The sequence below is a fragment of the Herbaspirillum sp. 3R11 genome, from assembly GCF_004563925.1.
In the GTDB taxonomy this organism is placed as follows: Bacteria; Pseudomonadota; Gammaproteobacteria; order Burkholderiales; family Burkholderiaceae_D; genus Herbaspirillum.
Genome location: NZ_SPNJ01000002.1, coordinates 399970 through 420377, shown reverse-complemented (window position 1 = coordinate 420377; position 20408 = coordinate 399970). Strand labels below are relative to the sequence as shown.

Sequence of the window (20408 nt, the reverse complement as noted above, 5' to 3'; positions counted from 1 at the left end):
CAGAAACATGAACATCGCAACAACGCCACGTCCCTCCTTGCCGCACCGCGCACTGGTCCTGTTCAGCGGCGGCCAGGATTCCACCACCTGCCTCGCATGGGCGCTGTCGCGCTATGACAAAGTCGAAACCATCGGCTTCGATTATGGCCAGCGCCACGCCATCGAACTGAAAGTGCGCCCGGCCCTGCTGGAAAAAATGCGCGGCTTTTCTGACGAGTGGAACAACAAGCTCGGCGAAGACCACATGGTCGATCTGTCCCTGATCAGCAAGATTTCCGACACCGCGCTGACACGCGACGTCGCCATCTCGATGCAGGAAAACGGCTTGCCCAATACCTTCGTACCGGGTCGCAATCTGCTGTTCATGACGGTGGCGGCGACGGTGGCCTATCGGCGCGGGCTGGATGTGCTGGTGGGCGGCATGTGCGAGACTGATTTTTCGGGTTATCCGGATTGCCGCGACGACACCATGAAGGCCTTGCAGGTCGCCCTCAACCTGGGCATGGCGACACATCTCAAAGTCGAAACGCCGCTCATGTGGATCGACAAGGCCGCTACCTGGCGCCTGTCGGAAGAACTCGGCGGCAAGGCGCTGGTCGACCTGATCCGATCGGACACCCACACCTGCTATCTGGGCGAACGCGGCGCCTTGCATGACTGGGGTTACGGCTGCGGCAAGTGCCCGGCCTGCGACCTGCGGGCACGCGGTTATCAGCAATATGCGCAGGCCGCATAGAGACAAAGCGGACATATTTCAGGCGTAAAAAAACGGCAGGGTTTGATCCCCTGCCGTTTTTTTTGCACCTTCAGATGACCAATGTTCTAGCCGTCAGAACAATTCGTTCTTCATCTGGTTCTTGGCTTTTTCTTCTTCCGGCGACGCCGCAGCGCCGTGTTCGCCCAGGCCCAGATCACGCACGCTGGCGCTCGGCGGATATTCCGAATAGTAGTACTCGCCACCCGATTCGATCAGGCCGGTCGGCACCGTGCGGTCGACCATCGGCACGTCCTTGAGCGCCTTCTGCATGTAGCTGATCCAGACCGGCAACGCCAGGCCGCCACCGGTTTCACGGTCGCCCAGGCTTTTCGGCTGGTCGTAACCCATCCAGGCGATGCCGACCAGATTCGGCTGGTAGCCGGCGAACCAGGCGTCCATCGAATCGTTGGTGGTGCCGGTCTTGCCGGCCAGATCGGTACGCTTGAGCGAGAGCGCCTTGACCGCAGTGCCGTGGCGCACGACGTCGCGCAGCATGCTGTCCATCACGAAGGCGTTGCGCGCATCGATCACGCGGTTGGCTTCATCGCCGGAACGGGCCGGATGCGCTTCGGACAGCGTGTTGCCGTTGTTGTCGGTGATCTTCGAGATCAGGTAGGGATTGATCTTGTAGCCGCCGTTGGCGAACACCGAATACGCTCCCACCATCTGCAGCGGCGTTACCGCGCCGGCGCCCAGCGCCAGCGTCAGGTAAGGCGGATTCTTGTCGGCGTCGAAGCCGAAGCGCGTGATGTATTCCTGCGCATACTTGACGCCGACGCGTTCGAGGATGCGGATCGACACCAGGTTGATCGACTTCTGCAACGCGCGGCGCATCGAAATCGGACCTTCGAACTTGCCGCCGTAGTTCTTCGGCTGCCACACCTGGCCGCCGGTCTGGGTGAATGTCAGCGGCGCATCGTTGATGATGGTGGCCGGCGACAAACCTTTTTCCAGCGACGACGAATAGATGAAGGGCTTAAACGACGAGCCCGGCTGGCGCCACGCCTGGATCACGTGGTTGAACTTGTTGCGGTTGAAGTCGAAGCCGCCCACCAGCGAGCGGATCGAACCGTCGTTCGGATCAAGCGAGATGAACGCCGATTCGACTTCCGGCATTTGCGTGACGATCCAGTTCTTGCCGTCCTGGAACACGCGGATGATGGCGCCGCGCTTGATCTTCTTTTGCGGCGGCGCTTTTTCGCTGAGCAGGTTGCCGGCGAAGCCGAGGCCGCTGCCGGAAATCTTGATCTCGTCGCCGGTCGCCAGCACGGCGGTGATTTCCTTGGTGGTGGCTTCCAGCACGACGGCGGCGATCAGGTCGTCGCTGTCGGGGTGGTCGGCCAATTCGGATTCGATGGCGTCGTCGGCTTCTTCCTTCGATGCGGTCGGAATCTCCATGTAGCCTTCCGGACCGCGATAGCCGTGACGGCGTTCGTAGTCGATGATGCCGCGACGCAGGGCCAGGTAAGCGGCGTCCTGGTCAGCCTTGGTGATCGTCGTGAAGACATTCAGGCCGCGCGTGTAGGTGTCGTCCTTGAACTGCGCGTAGACCAGCTGACGCGCCATTTCCGAGACGTATTCCGCATGCACGCCGAAGGCGGTGCTGTCACTCTTGACCTGCAGCTCTTCATCCTTGGCCTGGGTGTATTGCGCTTCGGTGATGTAGCCGAGCTGGCGCATGCGCAGCAAGATGTATTGCTGGCGCGCGTGGGCGCGTTTCGGATTGACCACCGGGTTGTAGGCCGACGGCGCCTTCGGCAAGCCGGCCAGCATGGCGGATTCGGCAATCGTCAACTCCTTGAGCTGCTTGCCGAAGTAGATCTGCGCCGCCGAAGAGAAACCATAGGCGCGCTGCCCCAGATAAATCTGGTTCATGTAGACCTCAAGGATCTGGTCCTTGGTCAGGTTGCGTTCGATTTTCCAGGCCAGCGGAATTTCGTAGAGGAATTTGCGCGACGCCTTTTGCAGGAAAGTCGGCTCATTGCTGGTCAGAAAGAAATTACGCGCCACCTGCTGCGTGATGGTGCTGGCGCCGCCGCTGCCGCCGGACAGATTGGCGACCGATGCGCGGACGATGCCCTGATAGTCGACGCCGCCGTGCTCATAGAAACGATCATCTTCAATCGCCAGCACAGCCTTTTTCATGATGTCGGGGATGTCCTTGATGTGCACCAGGTTGCGGCGCTCCTCGCCGAACTCGCCGATCAGCACGCCGTCCGCGGAGAACACGCGCAGCGGAATCTTGGGGCGATAGTCGGTCAGCGTGTCGAGATCCGGCAGCTTGGGATACGCCAGCGTGACGACAAACCCGAGCACCAGCACTGCCATCAGCACCAGCGCCGCCAACAAGCCAATGCCGCCCAGCAGCACGCGCAGGATCGGATGCAGGCGCTTTTTGACTTTCTTGACGGGGCCGGAGCCGGCGGCGGGAGTAGCTGCCGGTGCGGGTGCACTTGCAGGATTCGGTGTTGCGTCAGCGGGTTGCGAAGCTGGCGCTTTGCCGTTGTTTTCTGGGGTGGTCATGCGTGTGAGACTGGTGAGAAAGACAATCCCCGCATTATAACGACTTGCGGGAAGGTGAAATCCGGCAATTCTCCGGAAACCGGCTGAGCTGCCGCGCCGGTAGTCATATGAGGTACTACCCGGCGCGGCGGAATCGTTGCTCAGAAACCGTTTGCGCCGGGAAGTTTCGTACGGCGCCTTCTACGTCCGATTTGATGCCGCCCGGAAAATTGCTTTACAGACAATAAATGTTGTTGCTAGGATGCCGCATGTTGTCTTAACGACAATCATTCTCAGTTGCCCGGTCGAGTGGTTCGCGACTGCGCCATGCGAACACCTGTTTCCGGAATGCAATTTTGCCCCAGCTCGCCCAATTCTTTTCTCGTGCTTTATCTTCCAACCTCCGCAGCCTATCCCGTGCCTTGTCCCCCGCCCTGCCGCCGATGGCCGGCCTGGACATCGGCCGATCCGAAGTCCGGATAGTCGAACTATCCGGAAACCGCGCGCACACCGCGCAACTGGAGTGCTGCGCACGTGAAGCGTTGCCCGACGGCGCCATCAGCGATGAAGGCATCGGCAATCTGCGCCAGGTCATGGAAGCCGTCTCGCGCCTGTGGGAAAAGAGCGGATCGCAGGCCAGGCACGTCGCCATTGCCATTCCCTCCACCAGCGCGATGACCCACATACTTTCTGTCCCCCTCGGCAGCAGCCAGGCGCAACGTGCGCTCCTGGCCGGACGACATGCTGAAAGCCTGCTGCCCTATCCGACGGCGCAGGCCTTGCTTGATTTTCGCATTATCGGACCGACGCGCAATGCACCCGGCCGGCTCGACATGCTGATTGCCGCCGCACGTCGGGACGACGTCGAAGATCGCATCGCTGTCGCTGAGTCGCTGGGATTGCAGGCGGTGGTCGCCGACATCGACAGCCACGCCGCGATGACGGCGCTGACCCGAATGCAGTCCATGTCACAAGCGTCTTCCTCCTTCGCTCTGGCGAACCTCGAAACGCACGGAGCATTGCTGTCGCTGTTCTGCGACGGCCACATCGCCGGCGAACAGCAACTGGCTATCGGCTACCGGCAACTGCAACGCGATATGCAGCATGATTCGCGACACGATTCGCGACACGATTCGCGACACGATGCGCGACACGATGCGCGACATGACGTGCAGCAATACGACGCCGACCATTCCGATGTCCTGGCGACTTATCTGGCTCACGCAGCCGCTCATATTGCGCGGGCGGTGCAGACGCTGCGACAACAGACATCACACATGCCGGCACATATCGTGTTGGCGGGGCCGGGAGCGGGCATTCCCGGCATGGTGGAAGCCGTGCGCAAACACACCACGATTCCCATCGCCGTGGCGGCACCCTTCGACGGCATGGCACTGGCGCCGGCTATCGATGCGGCGCAACTGACGGCGGACAACCCTGCTTCTTATGTAACCGCATGCGGCCTGGCCCTGCGGCGCTTCGACCGATGAGCGGGATCAATTTTCTGGCGCAGCGCAATCAGGCATCGGGCGCTCATCGACGCTTTTACCTGTTGCTGGCCGCGACGACGGCCGGCGCGTCCGCCGTGGTCCTGGCCTGGTCAACACACATTGCCGCTCAGGCCGCTCAGCAACAACAATTGTTCAATCTGCTGCGCGCCGAACACACCCGAATGGATGCAGCAATCAATGTCGGCAAGCAACAAGAAGCGCGGATCGCTGAGCTCGAACGCAAACGACGCTATCTTGAAGCGCTGCAACAGCAACGCAACGACGCGCCACGATTGCTGGACGAACTGGCGCGGCGCATGCCGCCACAAGTCTTCCTCACTGCACTGGTCCAGCAAGGACGCAACTTGACGCTCAGCGGATCGGCGCCGTCGCATCGGCATGTGATGCAACTGCTGGAAGCATTGCGCGACGCCGACGGCACTTTCACGCAGGTTCAATTGCAGGAGGCGCGCAGCGCATCCGAGGTTGGCCCGGCTGCCACTGCGGCTGCGAGCGCTCCAGGCCGGCGGCACGATTTCGTGATCACCGCCCGCCATCGCGCCGCGGCGACGCAATGAACGGCGCGACGCTCATCCTGCAATGGCGCGAACTCAACGGCCGCCATCCCTCGACCTGGCCGCACGGATGGCGCAACGCCTTGCTGTTGACACTGTTCGTGGCAATACTGCTGGCGGGATGGCAGCTTCACCTGATACCTGAAATCGACGCGCTGGAACGCAGTGAACATGACTACGCTGCGCTGAAATCCTCCTATCCGGAAAAGCATCGCAGGGCCATGGCGTTCGCCCACTCCGCGCAGCACATCCAGAATCTGGAACAACATGTTGCGACGCTCGAAGAGCAACTGCAACCGTTCATCGACATTGATCTGGCATTGGACGGCATCGGCGACGCCGCGCTGAAAAATCGTCTGCAATTCGAGTTCGCCAGGCCCGGACGCCCCGAGACGAAACACGGTTACGTCGAAGCGCCGATCGCCATCCGCCTGAGCGGCAACTACCACGACGTCGGCCGCTTTAGCGCCGACATGGCGGCATTCCCCCGCCTCGTCATTCTGGACGACATGCGCATGAACAACGCCGACCGTCCCGGCCAGGTAACGCTGGAAGCCGTCGTCCTGACCTATCGCCGCAGTCCCGGCAAAGAGGAAAAATCATGAATCGCATCCCGGCGCAGAGACGGTTATCCGCCATCCTGCTGATACTCCTTGCACCGCTGGCGCCGCTGCTGGCAAGTTGCACCGAGCGCGAAACGCCGGATCAGCTGCGTGGGCAACTTGAAACGTTCCATCGCGGCATGCCCGCGACAACGCCATTCATCCAGCTCACAAACGATTTCGCTCCGTATGCGTACACCGTCGCGAATGACGATAACGCAGCGACGCCATTCGGCCATCCCGGCACCTCCATCATCGACGACGAGCCCAACGAACGTCCCCGGCAGCGCGGCGCCAAACAACCGCTCGAAGACATTCCGCTGGAATCGATACGCATGGTCGGCACGCTGTCGCGCGACGGCCGCACAGACGCCTTGCTGCAGGTCGACAAGATTGTTTATCCATCGCGCAGCGGCGATTATCTGGGTCGGAATTTCGGCGTCATCCGCCACATCGCGGACGGTCGCGTCGAACTGGAAGAACTGATCCGCAACAACGGTGACTGGGAAAAACGCATGACAACATTGGAACTGCAAGGACGCGGAAAATGAAACATTCGATCTGCCGGCTGGCGCTGTCGACCATGTTCTGGTTGCTGGTATGCAGCGGCGTTCAGGCGCAAGTGCAACGCAATGCCATCCTGGCTATCGATGTGGCGCAGCCTGACAGTCGCATCGAAGTCCGCATCAAATTGCGCATGCCTCCCGCAACATCGCCGGTTCATTTTTCAACGACCTCGCCGGCCCGCATCGTCATCGATTTTTCCGACACCGACAACACCGTCGATGCCAGACCTCCAAGCGCCGAAACAGGGGTGTTGCGCGGCGTCACGGTCGCTACCTCGGCAGGTCGCAGCCGCATCGTGCTCAACCTGAAGCACATGCCGCCCTACGCCGTGCGCACCGAAGCCGATACCGTCATTGTCGCCATCGCCGGCAACGAAGCACTGCCGGTCAGCAGCAGCGGCAGCAACAGCAACAGCAGACCATTGATCGGCAGCATCGACTTCCGGCGCGGGGCACAAGGTGAAGGCCGCATTCTCATCGACCTTCCCGGACCGGAAACGGCGCTCGACATCCGTCGGCAAGGACTGCAGATCGTCGCAGACATCCTCAACGCCGGCTTGCCAACGCACTCGCCGCGACGCCTCGACGTCAGCGATTTCGGCACGCCGGTCAAGACCATCGCCGGCAGCAGCCGCGGTGCGGACGTGCGGCTGCTGATCGACACCGAAGCGCAGGCGGAATATCACGCCTATCAAAAGGATGCGCAATTGGTGATCGAAGTGCGCACGCCTGCAGACACCGGGAAAGGGCCGGCCCAACGTCACCAGCTCTACCGCGGCGACAAGCTGTCGCTGCAATTCCAGAACATCGACGTGCGCGCCATCCTGCAGGTGCTGGCCGACTTCACCGGCATCAACATCATCGCCAGCGACGGCGTGGGCGGTGCATTGACGCTGCGCCTGAAAGAAGTGCCGTGGGACCAGGCGCTGGACATCGTGCTGCAGGCGCGCGGGCTGGACATGCGCCGCAACGGCAATGTCATGTGGGTGGCGCCGCGCGAAGAATTGCTGATGCGCGAACGGCTTGAACTGGAACAGCGCGCCCAGATCGCCGAGCTGGAACCCTTGCGCGCCGAGGTGTTCCAGCTCAACTATCAGAAGGCCGACGCCTTCCGCAAGGTGTTCGGCGAGGATGCAACAGCCGGCATCAGCCCGAACAGCGAGCGCCGACCCACGCTGCTGTCGCGCCGCGGCAGTGCCGTGGTGGACCAGCGCACCAACCAGCTATTCGTCACCGACACACCCTCGGTGCTCGACAATATCCGCAAGCTGCTGGAGAAGATCGACGTCGCCGCGCGCCAGGTGCTGATCGAAGCACGCATCGTCGAAGCCGACGACAGCTTCAGCCGCAACCTCGGCGCGCGCCTGGGATTTTCCGCCAGGACCAATGGCGTCGCTGCCGGCAGCACCTACAACCAGGCCGGCGAAGTAGCAGGACTGACCAAGGCTGCCGCCAATTCCTACACGGCCAACCACGCCGTCAACCTGCCGGCGCAAGGAATCGGCGGCGCCGCTGCAGGCAGTTTTGCGCTGAGCCTGTTCAACGCCGCCGCCAACCGCTTTCTTACACTAGAGCTGTCGGCGCTGGAAGCCGACGGCAAAGGCAAGATCGTTTCCAGCCCGCGCGTGGTCACGGCCGACCAGCAACCGGCACTGATCGAACAGGGCGAAGAAATTCCCTACCAGCAAGCCACCAGCAGCGGCGCCACCTCGACCGCATTCAAGAAAGCCAACCTCAAGCTCGAAGTCACGCCCCAGATCACGCCTGACGGCAACGTCATCCTCAATGTCGACATCAACAAGGACAGCCGCGGCACCGCCACGCCGGGCGGCCTGGCGATCAACACCAAGCACGTCAGGACGCTGGTGCAGGTGGAAAACGGCGGCACCGTGGTCATCGGCGGCATCTACACGCAGACCGAATCAAACACTGTTTCCAAGGTGCCGTTGCTGGGCGACATCCCGATACTGGGCAATCTCTTCAAACATAGCGCCCGCATCGACCACAAGACGGAATTGCTGATCTTCCTCACGCCTAAAATCGTCGCAGACCGCAATTTCCTGCGTTAGCAGGCCCCAAAAGCCATGTTTTTCCCGATATTTCCCCGACAACGGCACAACAGACGGTAAAATCGCCCGTTGCAGCTGGTTGCACAAGGCGGGCCGAAAAACCAACAACAGCGGCCTCCAGCGACCAGCTATCCGGACAATCCCGCAGCGAAAAATCGTATATGAACGGAAGCATTTTTCTTGTCGGCCTGATGGGCGCCGGCAAGACAACGATAGGGCGCGCCCTGGCGAAAAAACTGAACAAGCGCTTCGTCGACTCCGATCACGAGATCGAGTCGCGCACCGGCACAACCATCCCCGTGATTTTTGAAATCGAAGGCGAGGAAAGTTTTCGCAAGCGCGAAGCCGATGTCATCCGTGAACTGAGCGCCCAGCAGGACATCGTCCTGGCCACCGGCGGCGGCGCCATCTTGCGCGCCGAGACACGCGCCTATCTGAAACAGCGCGGCACCGTGATTTATCTGCGCGCCGGCATCAACCAGATCCTGCAACGCACCGGCCGCGACAAGAACCGTCCGCTGCTGCAAACCGCCGATCCTCGTCGCAAGCTCGAAGAACTGTCGCGCCAGCGCGATCCGTATTACCGCGAAGTGGCCGATTTCGTCATCGAGACCGGCCGCCCCAACGTGCAGTTCCTGGTGCAGGCCATCCTGAGCCAGCTCGAACTGACGCCAAAACCAACTGCCGATGCGACTGCCAGTACGACCGCAACGTCGGCAACAACCCACGCACAACCGGCCGCATCTGCTGCCGAATCCAACATGACCGACTCCACTTTTTCTCCCGTCTCCCTGCAGGTCGAGCTGGGAGAGCGTAGCTATCCGATCACCATCGGCCACGGCCTGCTGTCGAATCCCGAATTGCTGACGCGCCACGTCGCCGGCAAGCGGGTCGCGCTCATCACCAACGACAAGGTCGGTCCGCTGTACCTGCCGCAGGTGCGCAAGCTGCTCGAAGACGCCGGCAAGCAAGTCACCGAAATCGTGCTGCCCGACGGTGAAGAACAAAAGACCTGGGCCAGCCTGATGAAAGTGTTCGACGTCCTGCTCGCCGAAAAATGCGATCGCAAGACCACGCTGGTCGCGCTCGGCGGCGGCGTCATCGGCGACCTGACCGGCTTCGCAGCGGCGTCGTACATGCGCGGCGTGCCGTTCGTGCAGATCCCGACCACGCTGCTGTCGCAGGTCGATTCCTCCGTAGGCGGCAAGACCGGCATCAACCATCCGCTGGGCAAGAACATGATCGGCGCGTTCTACCAGCCGCAAGCCGTGATCGCCGACACCGCCACGCTGCACACGCTGCCGCCGCGTGAACTGGCGGCCGGCCTGGCCGAAGTGATCAAGCACGGCGCCATCATCGACGCGCCCTTCTTCGACTGGATCGAAGCCAACATCGGCAAGCTGGTCGCCAAGGACAACGCCGCGCTGGCCTACTCGATCCAGCGCTCCTGCGAAATCAAGGCCGACGTGGTGCGTCAGGATGAGCGCGAAGGCGGCCTGCGCGCCATCCTCAACTTCGGCCACACCTTCGGCCACGCGATCGAAAACGGCCTCGGCTACGGCCAGTGGCTGCACGGCGAAGCGGTCGGCTGCGGCATGGTGATGGCCGCCGATCTGTCGCATCGCCTGGGCTACATCGATGCCGTCTCCAAGGACCGCCTGACTGCATTGGTAAAAGCCGCCGGCCTGCCTGTGACGGCGCCCGATCTCGGTACGCAACGCTGGCTGGAACTGATGGAAGTCGACAAGAAGAACGAAGGCGGCGCGATCAAGTTCATCCTGATCAAACCGCTGGGCCAACCGCTGATCACCAACGTGCCGCATGAACTCCTGCTGCAGACGCTGGCGGCCTGCGTACAAACCCCGAGCTGAGGACGACGGTTGCAGAAGTCATTGCATTGCGTCGCCGTCGATTGAAGAAGCTGCATTGAAGCACCTGAATGAGTTCCTGACATGACCCAAGACGCGCCGCTGCACCTCGCACCTTATGCCGCACACGCGGCAACATCGACCGGGAGGCGTTATGCCGAACCTGCGCCCGGCTCGCGCACCGAGTTCCAGCGCGACCGTGATCGCATCGTTCATTCCACTGCGTTCCGTCGCCTCGAATACAAGACCCAGGTCTTCGTCAATCATGAAGGCGACCTGTTTCGCACACGCCTGACCCACAGCATCGAAGTCGCCCAGATCGCGCGCTCCTGCGCACGCAACCTGCGTCTCAACGAAGACCTGGTGGAGGCCATCTCGCTGGCGCACGACCTCGGCCACACCCCCTTCGGTCATGCCGGCCAGGACGAGCTGAATACGTGCATGAAGGACTTCGGCGGCTTTGAACATAACCTGCAAAGCCTGCGCGTGGTGGACGACCTCGAACAGCACTACGGCGCTTTCGATGGCCTCAACCTGATGTTCGAAACACGCGAAGGCATCCTCAAGCATTGCTCGCTGACCAATGCGCGCCAGCTCGGCGCCATCGGCCAGCGCTTCATCGACAAGAAGCAACCGAGCCTGGAAGCGCAGCTGGCCAACCTGGCCGACGAGATTGCCTACAACAACCACGACATCGACGACGGCCTGCGCTCCGGCCTGCTGACGATTGCGCAACTGAGCGAGGTGGATTTCTTCGCGCGCCACCAGCGCGAAGCGGAACTGACCTATCCCGGCATCACCGGCCGCCGCGCCATCAACGAAACCGTGCGTCGCATGATCAATACCCTGATCGTCGACCTCATCCGCACCTCGCAGGAAAACATCGCCGCCGTTTCGCCGCGCAGCATCGAGGACGTGCGCAACGCCGCGCCGCTGATCGCCTTCTCCGAACCGATGCAAGAGGAAGCCGCCGTGCTCAAGCGCTTCCTGCGCCAGAACTTGTATCGCCACTACCAGGTCAATCGCATGACCGCCAAGGCGCGCCGCATCATCGCCGAATTGTTCCAGGCCTTCCTGTCGCAGCCGACGCTATTGCCGCCCGACTACGTGATCGCAGAACAGGACGACGAAGGCCGGCGCCGCCAGGCGCGCCAGGTATCGGACTACATTGCCGGCATGACCGACCGTTACGCCATGCGTGAACACCGACGTCTGTTCATGGTGGAAGAACTGTAGAAAAAGATTCTGACGCGATTCGTACATCGTCAAGATTCATCTGGTTTGTGCCCCCGATTGCACCGGATCTGCACAAACACATTGCCTCTGCGTTTATCGTTGCTACCCTGATAGCACGACAAAACCATCTCTGCAGCCAACAACTGGTGGAGGTGTCGAGACCATGCGAATACCATTCTTTCCCGTGCGGCGCATCGCTGCGCTGACCCTGTTTTTTTTGTGTTGCCATGCCCATGGACAACTCAATCCCGCCGAACCTGCCGGCAACAACGACATCGTCGTCGGCCAGTCTGCCGATCTGAGCGGCCCCTACGCCAAGATCACACGCCAGTTCATCACCGGAGCCAACGTCTACTTCGCCCAGCTCAACAGCCGCGGCGGCATAGCGGGTCGCCGGGTCAGGTTGATGACGCTGGATGACCAGAACGATCCCACCCTGGCGCTCAAGAACACGCAGGAACTGCTCGACGAGCACAAGGCCATCGCACTGTTCGGCTATATCGGCGCACAAACCACCGCCGCCGTATTGCCGCTGATCAACGAACGCAAGGTGCCGTATTTCGCCCCCGTGACGGGCTCCTGGATTGTGTACGCCGCGTTCAACCGGCATGTCTTCACGATACGCGCCAGCTATGCCAACGAATACGACTATCTGTTTTCGCGCTTCACGCAGATGGGACTGAAACGGCTGGCGATCTTCAATGACGCTACGGGACTGCCGCACAACGTCATGATGAAAGCCAAGATCAGCAATGCAAACGCGCAGCTGGTCGCCTCGGAAAGCATCATGGGACAAAACGTCGACAAGATCGCCGACAAACTGTTGGAAAGCCGACCCGACGTGGTGCTGATCATGAGCATTTCACAAAACGTCAACAGCGCCTTGATACGCAACCTGCGCGCCAAGGGCTATCTCGGTTATTTCTATTGCGCCTCGCTGGTGTGCAGCCCGCTGCTGACCAGCGACCTGGAAGAAGCCGCAAGCGGCCTGATCATTTCGCAAGTCGTGCCGCATCCGTGGAAAGCGCGCACGCCCATCGTGCATGAATACCAAAAAGCGATGCGCGTCGCCAGGATCGGACAATTCAGCTATCTCGGACTCGAAGGTTATATCGCCGCAAAAGTGCTGGCCGAAGGCCTCAGCCGCGCCAGCCACCGGCTGACGCACGAGAAATTGATTGTCGCGCTGGAAACAGTCAACGACAAAACCTACGACCACGCCGGCTATCAAATCAATTTTTCACCGTCCAGTCATCAGGGCTCGACCTATGTTGACGTGACGACAGTGGACAAGAGCGGCGTCATCCAACCTTAGATAATTTCGCCGTAAGCGATTTGAGAGACAGGATCATCGCTCTCATGGGGTGAGACGCACGATAGCTGCAAAAGGGCCTTTCCGAAAAACAATAATTACCCCAATTTCAGTGAAAACGATACGTATTGTCTCGAATCTGTTCATAAATTCTTACAAACGAAGTTGACATTGTGACCTTCAGATTTTGGTCAGCATGCCGTAAGTTGAGGATGGACTGCCATTCCCCCTCCTTCTTGCGTGCGGTCCTTGTACAGGAGACCTGCCATGTCGATCAGCACCAACACACTTAATACCACCACCACGCCGGCCACCAGCCTGCCCGCAACGACTGATGCCGCCAACGACACCACCAAGGCGGATAGCGCGCAGGACGTCAAGCTGACCCCGGCCATCGCCAAGCAGCAACTGAATGCCGCCATCCTGCAATCGTCGCTGGAAGTCTCGCTGTCGTCGCAGAACGATCCGCTCTCGCTGGTCTACAAATCGGCGATCGAAAACCTCAACGACATCCTGAAACCGGAGCTCGGCGACAACGCCATTCAGAACGCCGCCTCGCAGGACAACAGCCCTGAAGCCACCGCCGGCCGCATCCTGTCGTTCATCAAGAGCGCTTTCGGCTTGTTCAGCCAGAACAGCAAGACCGGCGACAGCACGGATGGTGCGGACAGCGCTGACGGAGCCGATAGCACCGACAACACCAAGCGCGATGCCAACATCGACAAGTTCATGAGCCTGATCCAGAAGGGTGTCGATCAGGGCTTTGATGAAGCGCGCGGCATCCTGTCCAGCCTCAAGGTCCTTAACGGCGACATCGCCAGCAACATCGACAAGACCTATGAAATCCTGAAGAAAGGCATCGCCGATTTCGTGGCGTCGCTGAAGAACCCGACGGCTGACGACGGCTCCACACCGGCTGATGGCAGCTCGACCACCACCAGCGTGTCGGTGTCGGTCTCGGTCACTGCAAGCCGCACCACCATCACCAACTCCTGATTGCGCGACCGCTATCGGAGCGAGGGTACTGCAGCAATGCTGCAGGCATAAAAAAAGACGCGGCACGCCGCGTCTTTTTTTGTCCATCCATTTCTTGCAAACCTTATTCCAAATCGCTTCTCTGCATCAGCCCTTGAGCTTGGCGAACGCTGCCGCCATGGCGTTGTTTGCCGGCGCCGGCTGACGCGATTGCTGGCCCTGATGCTGGGACAGGCGACGCGCATCATTGCGATCGCCGCGTTGCTCCGGCTTGCTGCCGGCAACCGGTGCGCTGTCGGACAGGCGCATGGTCAGTGCAATGCGCTTGCGCTTCTCGTCGACTTCCAGCACCTTGACCTTGACCACCTGACCGGCTTTGACGACGGTGTGCGGATCCTTGACGAAGGTGTTCGACAGGGCCGAGATATGCACCAGTCCATCCTGATGCACGCCGATGTCGACGAAGGCGCCGAAGGCGGCGACGTTGGTCACCACGCCTTCGAGAATCATGTCGGGACGCAGGTCCTTGATTTCTTCGACGCCGTCCTTGAAGGTTGCGGTGGTGAATTCAGGACGCGGGTCGCGGCCCGGCTTTTCCAGCTCCTTGAGAATGTCGGTGACGGTCGGCACGCCGAATTTTTCATCGGCGTATTTGGCCGGGCTCAACGATTTCAGCAAGGCGGTTTCGCCCAGCACGCCCTTCAGGTCCTTCTTGATGTCGGCCAGAATCTTGTTCACCAGCGGATACGACTCCGGGTGGACCGTCGAGGCGTCGAGAGGATTCTCACCGTTCATCACGCGCAGGAAGCCGGCTGCCTGTTCAAAGGTCTTGTCGCCCAGGCGCGGCACTTCGCGCAAACCGGCGCGCGAGGTGAACATGCCCTTCATGTCGCGATACGACACGATGCTTTGCGCGACGCTGGCGTTGAGGCCGGACACGCGCGCCAGCAACGGCGCGGAAGCGGTGTTGACGTCGACGCCGACGGCATTCACGCAATCCTCAACCACGGCGTCGAGCGAACGCGCCAGTTGCGACTGGCCGACGTCATGCTGGTACTGGCCGACGCCGATCGACTTCGGATCGATCTTCACCAGCTCGGCCAGCGGATCTTGCAGACGACGTGCAATCGACACCGCGCCACGGATCGACACGTCCAGATCAGGCAATTCTTTCGAGGCGAATTCGGATGCCGAGTACACCGACGCGCCGGCTTCCGACACGACGATCTTGGTCAGCTTCAATTCCGGACGCATCTTGATCAGGTCTTGCGCCAGCTTGTCGGTTTCACGCGAAGCGGTGCCGTTGCCGATCGAGATCAGCGAGACGTTGTGCTTCTCGGCCAACTTGGCCAGCGTGTGCAGCGAACCTTCCCAATCGTTGCGCGGCTGGTGCGGGAAGATGGCGGTCGTGTCGACCACCTTGCCGGTGGCGTCAACAACAGCCACCTTGACGCCGGTGCGCAGTCCCGGATCCAGGCCCATGGTGGCGCGCGGACCGGCCGGCGCGGCCAGCAACAGGTCTTTCAGATTACGGGCGAAGACGTTGATCGCCTCGGCTTCGCTGCGCTCGCGCAGGCCGGTCATCAGTTCGGTTTCGAGGTGCATGAACACCTTCACGCGCCATGCCCAGCGCACGGTGTCGGCCAGCCACTTGTCGGCGGGACGGCCCTTGCTGCTGACGCCGAAGCGCGCGGCGATACGGTTTTCGCACGGGTTGTGCGGCGCATCCCACTTCGGTTTTTCTTCTTCGGTGTCGAGGCGCAGGACCACGGTCAGCATTTCTTCGCGACGGCCACGGAACAAGGCCAACGCGCGGTGCGACGGGATGGTGCCGATGGTTTCGGAGTAGTCGAAATAATCGGCGAATTTTTCACCGGCATCCTGCTTGCCTTCGATCACCTTGGATTCCACCACGCCGTGTTCAATAATGTATTCGCGCAGCGCCTGCAGCAGTTGCGCGTCTTCCGCGAAGCGCTCCATCAGGATCTGGCGAGCGCCGTCCAATGCCGCCTTGGTATCGGCCACGCCGGGATTGTCGCCACTGTCGGTGGTGAAAGCGGGCTTGAGGTATTTCGCGGCTTCTTCTTCCGGATTGAGCATCGGGTCGTTCAGCAGCGCGTCGGCCAGTTCGGTCAGGCCGGCTTCGGCGGCGATCTGGGCCTTGGTGCGGCGCTTGAGCTTGTACGGCAGGTACAGGTCTTCCAGGCGCGTCTTGTCTTCGGCGTGGACGATGGCATCCAGCAGGACCGGCGTCATCTTGCCCTGTTCTTCGATGGAGGAGATGATCGCGGCGCGACGATCTTCCAGCTCACGCAGGTAACGCAGGCGCTCTTCCAGCAGGCGCAGTTGCGTATCGTCCAGGCCACCGGTGGCTTCCTTGCGGTAACGTGCGATGAAAGGCACGGTCGCGCCTTCGTCGAGTAAGGCGATCGCGGCGGCAACCTGCACCGGCTTGGCGACGAGTTCGAGGGCTAAACGTTGTTCGATGGAAGGCAGCATGACAATGAAATCCGGGAATTGAAAAACAAGCGTTGGATGATACGCAATTCAGGGAGACGCGCCAATCTTGACAGCCCCCAAATGCACGAAATAAATGGATTTGCAGCAATAAACACGGCAAGCCACGAGGGGAATACGGCGTAAATGCGGCGGAATTGGACGGCGCTATTCGTTATCCGCGATAATCGGCGTTTTCTTGATAACTTTTCGTCAGCATGTCCATACGCCTCATCGTCGGCCTCGGCAATCCCGGCCCGGAATACGAGCAGACCCGGCACAACGCCGGCTTCTGGCTGGTCGACAACCTCGCCGGCAGCATTCGTCTTGCGCGCGAAACGCGCTTCAATGCGCTGGCCGCCAAGACCTCCGTCGCCGGTCAGGAAGTCTGGCTGCTGGAGCCGCAGACCTTCATGAACCGCTCCGGCCAGTCGGTCGGCGCACTCGCGCGCTTCTACAAGATTGCACCCGATGAAGTGCTGGTGGTGCACGACGAACTGGACCTGCCGCCCGGCAGCGCCAAGATCAAGAAAGGCGGCTCGTCAGGCGGTCACAACGGCTTGAAGGACATCACCGCCGCGCTCGGCACGCAAGACTACTGGCGCCTGCGCATCGGCATCGGCCATCCGCGCACCATGGGCCTGCAGCAGCCGGTGGCCGACTTCGTGCTGCATCGTCCGCGCAAGGAAGAACAGGCGCTCATCAACGACGCCATCGAGAAGAGTCTCGATGCGATTCCGTTGTTGTGCGAGGGGAAATTTGAAGCGGGAATGATGCAATTGCATACGGCCGCCAAGTAAATCTCAATCTGACGGCCGCAGCAACAATACTGACGGCGAGTGACCTTGCCGTTACTTCAGCGTAGCGAACTTCTGCTCCAGGCCCTTGGTATCGATGGCGCCCGGAATACGCGAGCCGTCCGCAAAAATGATGGTCGGCGTGCCAGTGATCTTCATCTTCTGGCCCAGCGCCAATACCTGATCATGCGGCGCGTTGCAGGATGCCGGCGCAGCCGAGGCTTCCTTGCCGTTCAGCATCCAGTCGCTCCAAGCCTTGCCCGGATTGGACGAGCACCAGATGTTGCGCGACTTTTCGATCGAATCCTGCGCCAGGATGTTGTACTGGAAGGTGTACACGGTCACGTTATCGACGTCCAGCAAGGTCTTCTGGAAACGCTTGCAGTAGCCACAGTTCGGATCTTCGAACACGGCGATGGTGCGCTTGCCGTTGCCCTTGACGGTCTTGATCGCCAGGTCCAGCGGCAGGTCGGAGAACTTGACCTTGTTGATGGCCTGGATTTTTTCCTTGGTGAAATCGCGGTAAGTCTGCGAATCGACCACGCGACCGATGAACAGATATTGCGCCTTGGCGTCGGTGTAGATCACGTCGCCATCGACCTGCACTTCATACAATCCCGCATACGGCGTCTTGCTCACCGATTCAACCTTGGCGCCTTCGCCCAGGCGCGGTTCGATCGCCTTCTTGATGGCGGCTTCAGTGGCGTCGGCCGCGCAGGCGGAGCCGCCCACGCACGCCAGCAGCAGGCCGGCTGCAGCGAGGAAGGCTGGAAGTGCAAAAATCTTTTTCATGTTCTATTCCAATAAGAAGTCGATATCTGGAGCGTCTTGTGACGCTGTATGTCAGATCAGCGGCGCAAAGTCGTCACACTATAAATTAATTCGTCTAAATCCGTTTGCCGAGCGCATGCGCCAATAAACGCCGCTTTAAGACCGGCAGGTGGTTCACCAAGTTCAACCCGATATTGCGCACCATGCGCAGCGGCTCGAGGCCGGTGCCGAACAGGCGCGCCAGGCCGTCGGTGGCCAGTTGCATCAGCAGAACTTCTTCCTTACGCGCACGGGCATAGCGGCTCAGCACACGGGCGTCGCCGCAATCGCGTTGTTGCTCGCGCTCATTGATGACCTTCAGCAAGGCGACCACATCGGCGAAGCCGAGATTCATGCCGTGACCGGCCAGCGGATGGATCACGTGGGCGGCATCGCCGATCAGCGCCACACGCGGCGCCGTCATGGCGTGCGGCTTGACCAGCGTCAGCGGAAAATCACGCACCACTTCCGGCTCCAGCGGCGTCAACGCACCCAGCGCAGCGGCAGCGTATTTACCCAGATGCTGCGCCAGTTGCGCAGCCGGCTGGCGCATCAGCGTCTCGGCCAGCGCATCCGGCGCCGACCACACCAGCGACACGCGCTGCCCCGGCAGCGGCAACAGTGCGACGATGCCTTCAGTCGCGGTGAACCATTGATAAGCCACGCCCTGATGCGCTTTTTCGCAGGAGAAATTGGTGACGATGGCGCGCTGTCCATAGGCTCGGTAATCAAGTCCGATGTCGCATTGACCGCGCACCCACGATTGGCCGCCGTCGGCGCCAACCAGCAAGGAAGCATCGAGCGTGTCGCCGTTTTCCAGTTGCAGAGTGACGCCGTGCAGATCACTGCGCAAGGACACGGCACGGCCATTGACGACACGCACGTTGGGAGAAAATTTCAGCGCCGCATCGAGCGCGGCATTCAGGTTGCGGTCCTCGACGATCCACGCCAGCGCATCGACGTGCGCCGAATAGGCGTCGAACACCAGATGGCCCGGATGGTTTTCATCGTCGCCGGTGACGTCCATGCCGTCGACCGGGGCCACGCGTTCAGCGTCGAGCGCATCCCACACCTTGATCGACGACAGCAGATCGCGCGCGATCTGATTCACTGCGTAGACACGGACGTCCCAGCTGGCTTGTCCCGCGCCTGATGCTGCAGCAGGCGCAGGAGCCGGCGCCAGCAGCGTCACGCGCAAACCGGCCTGCGCCAGCGCCAGCGCAGCGGTCTTGCCGATGGCGCCGTTGCCGACGATGCAGATATCAGCAGAAGGAGAAGACGCACCCGCAGGCTTGCGCGCGGCGGCGTGGGGAGAAGAATGAGATGAGGTGCCGTTCATGGGAAAGCATTATAAACGCCTTCGCCACAGGCCTTTCCTTGATCTCCGTCACAGGAAAGAAGTATCGGAAAGCAAAAGGCTGCAAAGAAATAAAGCCGGAAATAATTAGCCCCAAGCGACTGCAAAGCGCACTCCACATGGGGCCGGCAGACTTTTTAATAAAAAAGTGGAAGCACCCTTTGCATTCTAAAATTATCTTGCTATAATTCGGCCTCTTGGCCTGGTAGCTCAGTCGGTAGAGCAGAGGATTGAAAATCCTTGTGTCGGTGGTTCGATTCCGCCCCGGGCCACCAAGAACATCAAAAGCTTAGCTTCGGCTAGGCTTTTTTTACGTTCTGCGGGTATGAAATTTTTGCCTCCATACCCTATCTGATCCCGCCCTCGCCCAATCAGTCATCGTCATTCAACGAATTGACTCTCTGCTCCCTGAGCCTCGCCAATCCGTCTTTCATTGCTTGCACTTGCGCCGCGGGATGTCCCTGCCACAGCGTGAGTTCCCCGACCACCTTGAACGGCTCCGTGGAGCGAAACGATTGCGTCGGGTTGCCCGGGAATTTTCTGTCGGTGAGATCAGGATCGTCTTCAATTGCTCCGGTCGGCTCCACCAGGTAGATTCTTTCGCGCACTTCCCCAATCGCGAGTTCGGCGCCCCAGATGGCGGCGTCCAATGTCGACGTTAAGAAAATGTATTTCGCATTTTTTCTTTGTCCGAAGTTGGAGTTGAAACCGGCTTCAATGAAATCTCCCAGTTTCAGGTCCGCCTTGGTACCGTGGAAGTAGGTCTGGGCGAATGGTTTTTGAAGAATCGGTTTGTTCTCGTGCGGGTCTTTTTCCATGGTCATTTACTTGTGCGTCGGTGCAGTTGAGCGAGACGAAATCTTATCCTACAAATTTGCGCGCCTGAACCGGCAAATCAAACGCCACCAAAACGTCCAGTGCCAGCGTACTTTCCCGTTACCGGGTAAAATCATCAGCAGTCAGCAGATTGCCGTTAAAAATTGTTTTTTATCAACT

At 60.4% G+C, this 20408-nt stretch carries 16 protein-coding genes and 1 tRNA gene; 12 read left to right on the top strand and 5 right to left on the bottom strand.

Going from position 1 to position 20408, the window contains the following annotated elements:
• The first annotated feature begins 7 nt into the window (after nucleotides 1-7).
• Nucleotides 8-736 carry a 7-cyano-7-deazaguanine synthase QueC gene (gene queC / locus E4P32_RS10130; RefSeq protein WP_116434317.1) on the top strand — a complete coding sequence of 243 codons (729 nt, stop codon included), beginning with the start codon at nucleotides 8-10 and terminating at the stop codon, nucleotides 734-736.
• A gap of 93 nt (nucleotides 737-829) precedes the next feature.
• Here the strand turns inward: queC and E4P32_RS10125 are convergent, their stop codons facing one another.
• Entirely contained in the window at nucleotides 830-3085 is a 2256-nt protein-coding gene (locus E4P32_RS10125) for a penicillin-binding protein 1A (protein ID WP_233526656.1), read from the bottom strand.
• A gap of 596 nt (nucleotides 3086-3681) precedes the next feature.
• Here E4P32_RS10125 and pilM point away from each other — a divergent pair.
• From pilM to E4P32_RS10080, 9 genes are all read left to right on the top strand, one after another.
• A complete protein-coding gene (gene pilM, locus E4P32_RS10120; RefSeq protein ID WP_135008730.1) occupies nucleotides 3682-4749 on the top strand; it encodes a type IV pilus assembly protein PilM in 1068 nt (355 codons plus the stop codon).
• Nucleotides 4746-5327, top strand: coding sequence for a PilN domain-containing protein (locus E4P32_RS10115; protein WP_158559726.1), 582 nt, complete (start codon nucleotides 4746-4748; stop codon nucleotides 5325-5327). The genes pilM and E4P32_RS10115 overlap by 4 nt, the downstream gene beginning before the upstream one ends.
• Nucleotides 5324-5929, top strand: a complete 606-nt coding sequence (gene pilO, locus E4P32_RS10110) for a type 4a pilus biogenesis protein PilO (RefSeq protein ID WP_116434320.1) — start codon at nucleotides 5324-5326, stop codon at nucleotides 5927-5929. The genes E4P32_RS10115 and pilO overlap by 4 nt, the downstream gene beginning before the upstream one ends.
• Entirely contained in the window at nucleotides 5926-6477 is a 552-nt protein-coding gene (locus tag E4P32_RS10105; RefSeq protein ID WP_116434321.1) for a pilus assembly protein PilP, read from the top strand. Before pilO ends, E4P32_RS10105 begins: the two co-directional genes overlap by 4 nt.
• The gene (gene pilQ, locus E4P32_RS10100; protein WP_116434322.1) at nucleotides 6474-8561 is read left to right on the top strand and encodes a type IV pilus secretin PilQ; all 2088 of its coding nucleotides are present in this window, start codon (nucleotides 6474-6476) and stop codon (nucleotides 8559-8561) included. Before E4P32_RS10105 ends, pilQ begins: the two co-directional genes overlap by 4 nt.
• Before the next feature lie 161 nt (nucleotides 8562-8722).
• Nucleotides 8723-10432 carry a bifunctional shikimate kinase/3-dehydroquinate synthase AroKB gene (gene aroKB, locus E4P32_RS10095; RefSeq protein ID WP_116434323.1) on the top strand — a complete coding sequence of 570 codons (1710 nt, stop codon included), beginning with the start codon at nucleotides 8723-8725 and terminating at the stop codon, nucleotides 10430-10432.
• A gap of 81 nt (nucleotides 10433-10513) precedes the next feature.
• Complete coding sequence (locus E4P32_RS10090; protein ID WP_116434324.1) at nucleotides 10514-11665, top strand: deoxyguanosinetriphosphate triphosphohydrolase; 1152 nt, start codon at nucleotides 10514-10516, stop codon at nucleotides 11663-11665.
• Nucleotides 11666-11828: 163 nt separating this feature from the next.
• Nucleotides 11829-12980: an ABC transporter substrate-binding protein gene (locus E4P32_RS10085; RefSeq protein ID WP_233526636.1), complete on the top strand. Its 1152-nt coding sequence runs from the start codon at nucleotides 11829-11831 to the stop codon at nucleotides 12978-12980.
• Between the two features lie 264 nt (nucleotides 12981-13244).
• Nucleotides 13245-13973 (top strand): DUF5610 domain-containing protein, encoded by a 729-nt coding sequence (locus tag E4P32_RS10080; RefSeq protein WP_116434326.1) that lies wholly within the window; start codon nucleotides 13245-13247, stop codon nucleotides 13971-13973.
• 126 nt (nucleotides 13974-14099) lie between these two features.
• Here the strand turns inward: E4P32_RS10080 and E4P32_RS10075 are convergent, their stop codons facing one another.
• Complete coding sequence (locus tag E4P32_RS10075; protein ID WP_116434327.1) at nucleotides 14100-16451, bottom strand: Tex family protein; 2352 nt, start codon at nucleotides 16449-16451, stop codon at nucleotides 14100-14102.
• Nucleotides 16452-16666: 215 nt separating this feature from the next.
• On the opposite strand from E4P32_RS10075, the gene pth reads away from it, so the two are divergent.
• Nucleotides 16667-17248 carry an aminoacyl-tRNA hydrolase gene (gene pth / locus E4P32_RS10070; protein ID WP_116434328.1) on the top strand — a complete coding sequence of 194 codons (582 nt, stop codon included), beginning with the start codon at nucleotides 16667-16669 and terminating at the stop codon, nucleotides 17246-17248.
• A gap of 51 nt (nucleotides 17249-17299) precedes the next feature.
• Here the strand turns inward: pth and E4P32_RS10065 are convergent, their stop codons facing one another.
• Together E4P32_RS10065 and E4P32_RS10060 are read right to left on the bottom strand one after the other, a co-directional pair.
• On the bottom strand, nucleotides 17300-18037 hold the full coding sequence (locus E4P32_RS10065; RefSeq protein ID WP_116434329.1) for a DsbC family protein: 738 nt from the start codon (nucleotides 18035-18037) through the stop codon (nucleotides 17300-17302).
• Between the two features lie 94 nt (nucleotides 18038-18131).
• Complete coding sequence (locus tag E4P32_RS10060; protein ID WP_116434330.1) at nucleotides 18132-19394, bottom strand: FAD-dependent oxidoreductase; 1263 nt, start codon at nucleotides 19392-19394, stop codon at nucleotides 18132-18134.
• Nucleotides 19395-19611: 217 nt separating this feature from the next.
• On the opposite strand from E4P32_RS10060, the gene E4P32_RS10055 reads away from it, so the two are divergent.
• Nucleotides 19612-19687 (top strand) — tRNA-Phe (locus E4P32_RS10055).
• A gap of 96 nt (nucleotides 19688-19783) precedes the next feature.
• Here the strand turns inward: E4P32_RS10055 and arr are convergent.
• Entirely contained in the window at nucleotides 19784-20230 is a 447-nt protein-coding gene (gene arr, locus E4P32_RS10050; RefSeq protein ID WP_167735712.1) for an NAD(+)--rifampin ADP-ribosyltransferase, read from the bottom strand.
• Nucleotides 20231-20408 lie beyond the last annotated feature (178 nt).

Coding starts and splice junctions, on each gene's coding strand:
- E4P32_RS10075 (WP_116434327.1), bottom strand. CDS start 16,451: ATGCTGCCTTCCATCGAACAACGTTTAGCCCTCGAACTCGTCGCCAAG.
- E4P32_RS10060 (WP_116434330.1), bottom strand. CDS start 19,394: ATGAACGGCACCTCATCTCATTCTTCTCCCCACGCCGCCGCGCGCAAG.
- arr (WP_167735712.1), bottom strand. CDS start 20,230: ATGGAAAAAGACCCGCACGAGAACAAACCGATTCTTCAAAAACCATTC.
- E4P32_RS10115 (WP_158559726.1), top strand. CDS start 4,746: ATGAGCGGGATCAATTTTCTGGCGCAGCGCAATCAGGCATCGGGCGCT.
- E4P32_RS10080 (WP_116434326.1), top strand. CDS start 13,245: ATGTCGATCAGCACCAACACACTTAATACCACCACCACGCCGGCCACC.
- E4P32_RS10085 (WP_233526636.1), top strand. CDS start 11,829: ATGCGAATACCATTCTTTCCCGTGCGGCGCATCGCTGCGCTGACCCTG.
- E4P32_RS10125 (WP_233526656.1), bottom strand. CDS start 3,085: ATGGCAGTGCTGGTGCTCGGGTTTGTCGTCACGCTGGCGTATCCCAAG.
- pilQ (WP_116434322.1), top strand. CDS start 6,474: ATGAAACATTCGATCTGCCGGCTGGCGCTGTCGACCATGTTCTGGTTG.
- aroKB (WP_116434323.1), top strand. CDS start 8,723: ATGAACGGAAGCATTTTTCTTGTCGGCCTGATGGGCGCCGGCAAGACA.
- pilO (WP_116434320.1), top strand. CDS start 5,324: ATGAACGGCGCGACGCTCATCCTGCAATGGCGCGAACTCAACGGCCGC.
- E4P32_RS10090 (WP_116434324.1), top strand. CDS start 10,514: ATGACCCAAGACGCGCCGCTGCACCTCGCACCTTATGCCGCACACGCG.
- pth (WP_116434328.1), top strand. CDS start 16,667: ATGTCCATACGCCTCATCGTCGGCCTCGGCAATCCCGGCCCGGAATAC.
- E4P32_RS10105 (WP_116434321.1), top strand. CDS start 5,926: ATGAATCGCATCCCGGCGCAGAGACGGTTATCCGCCATCCTGCTGATA.
- queC (WP_116434317.1), top strand. CDS start 8: ATGAACATCGCAACAACGCCACGTCCCTCCTTGCCGCACCGCGCACTG.
- E4P32_RS10065 (WP_116434329.1), bottom strand. CDS start 18,037: ATGAAAAAGATTTTTGCACTTCCAGCCTTCCTCGCTGCAGCCGGCCTG.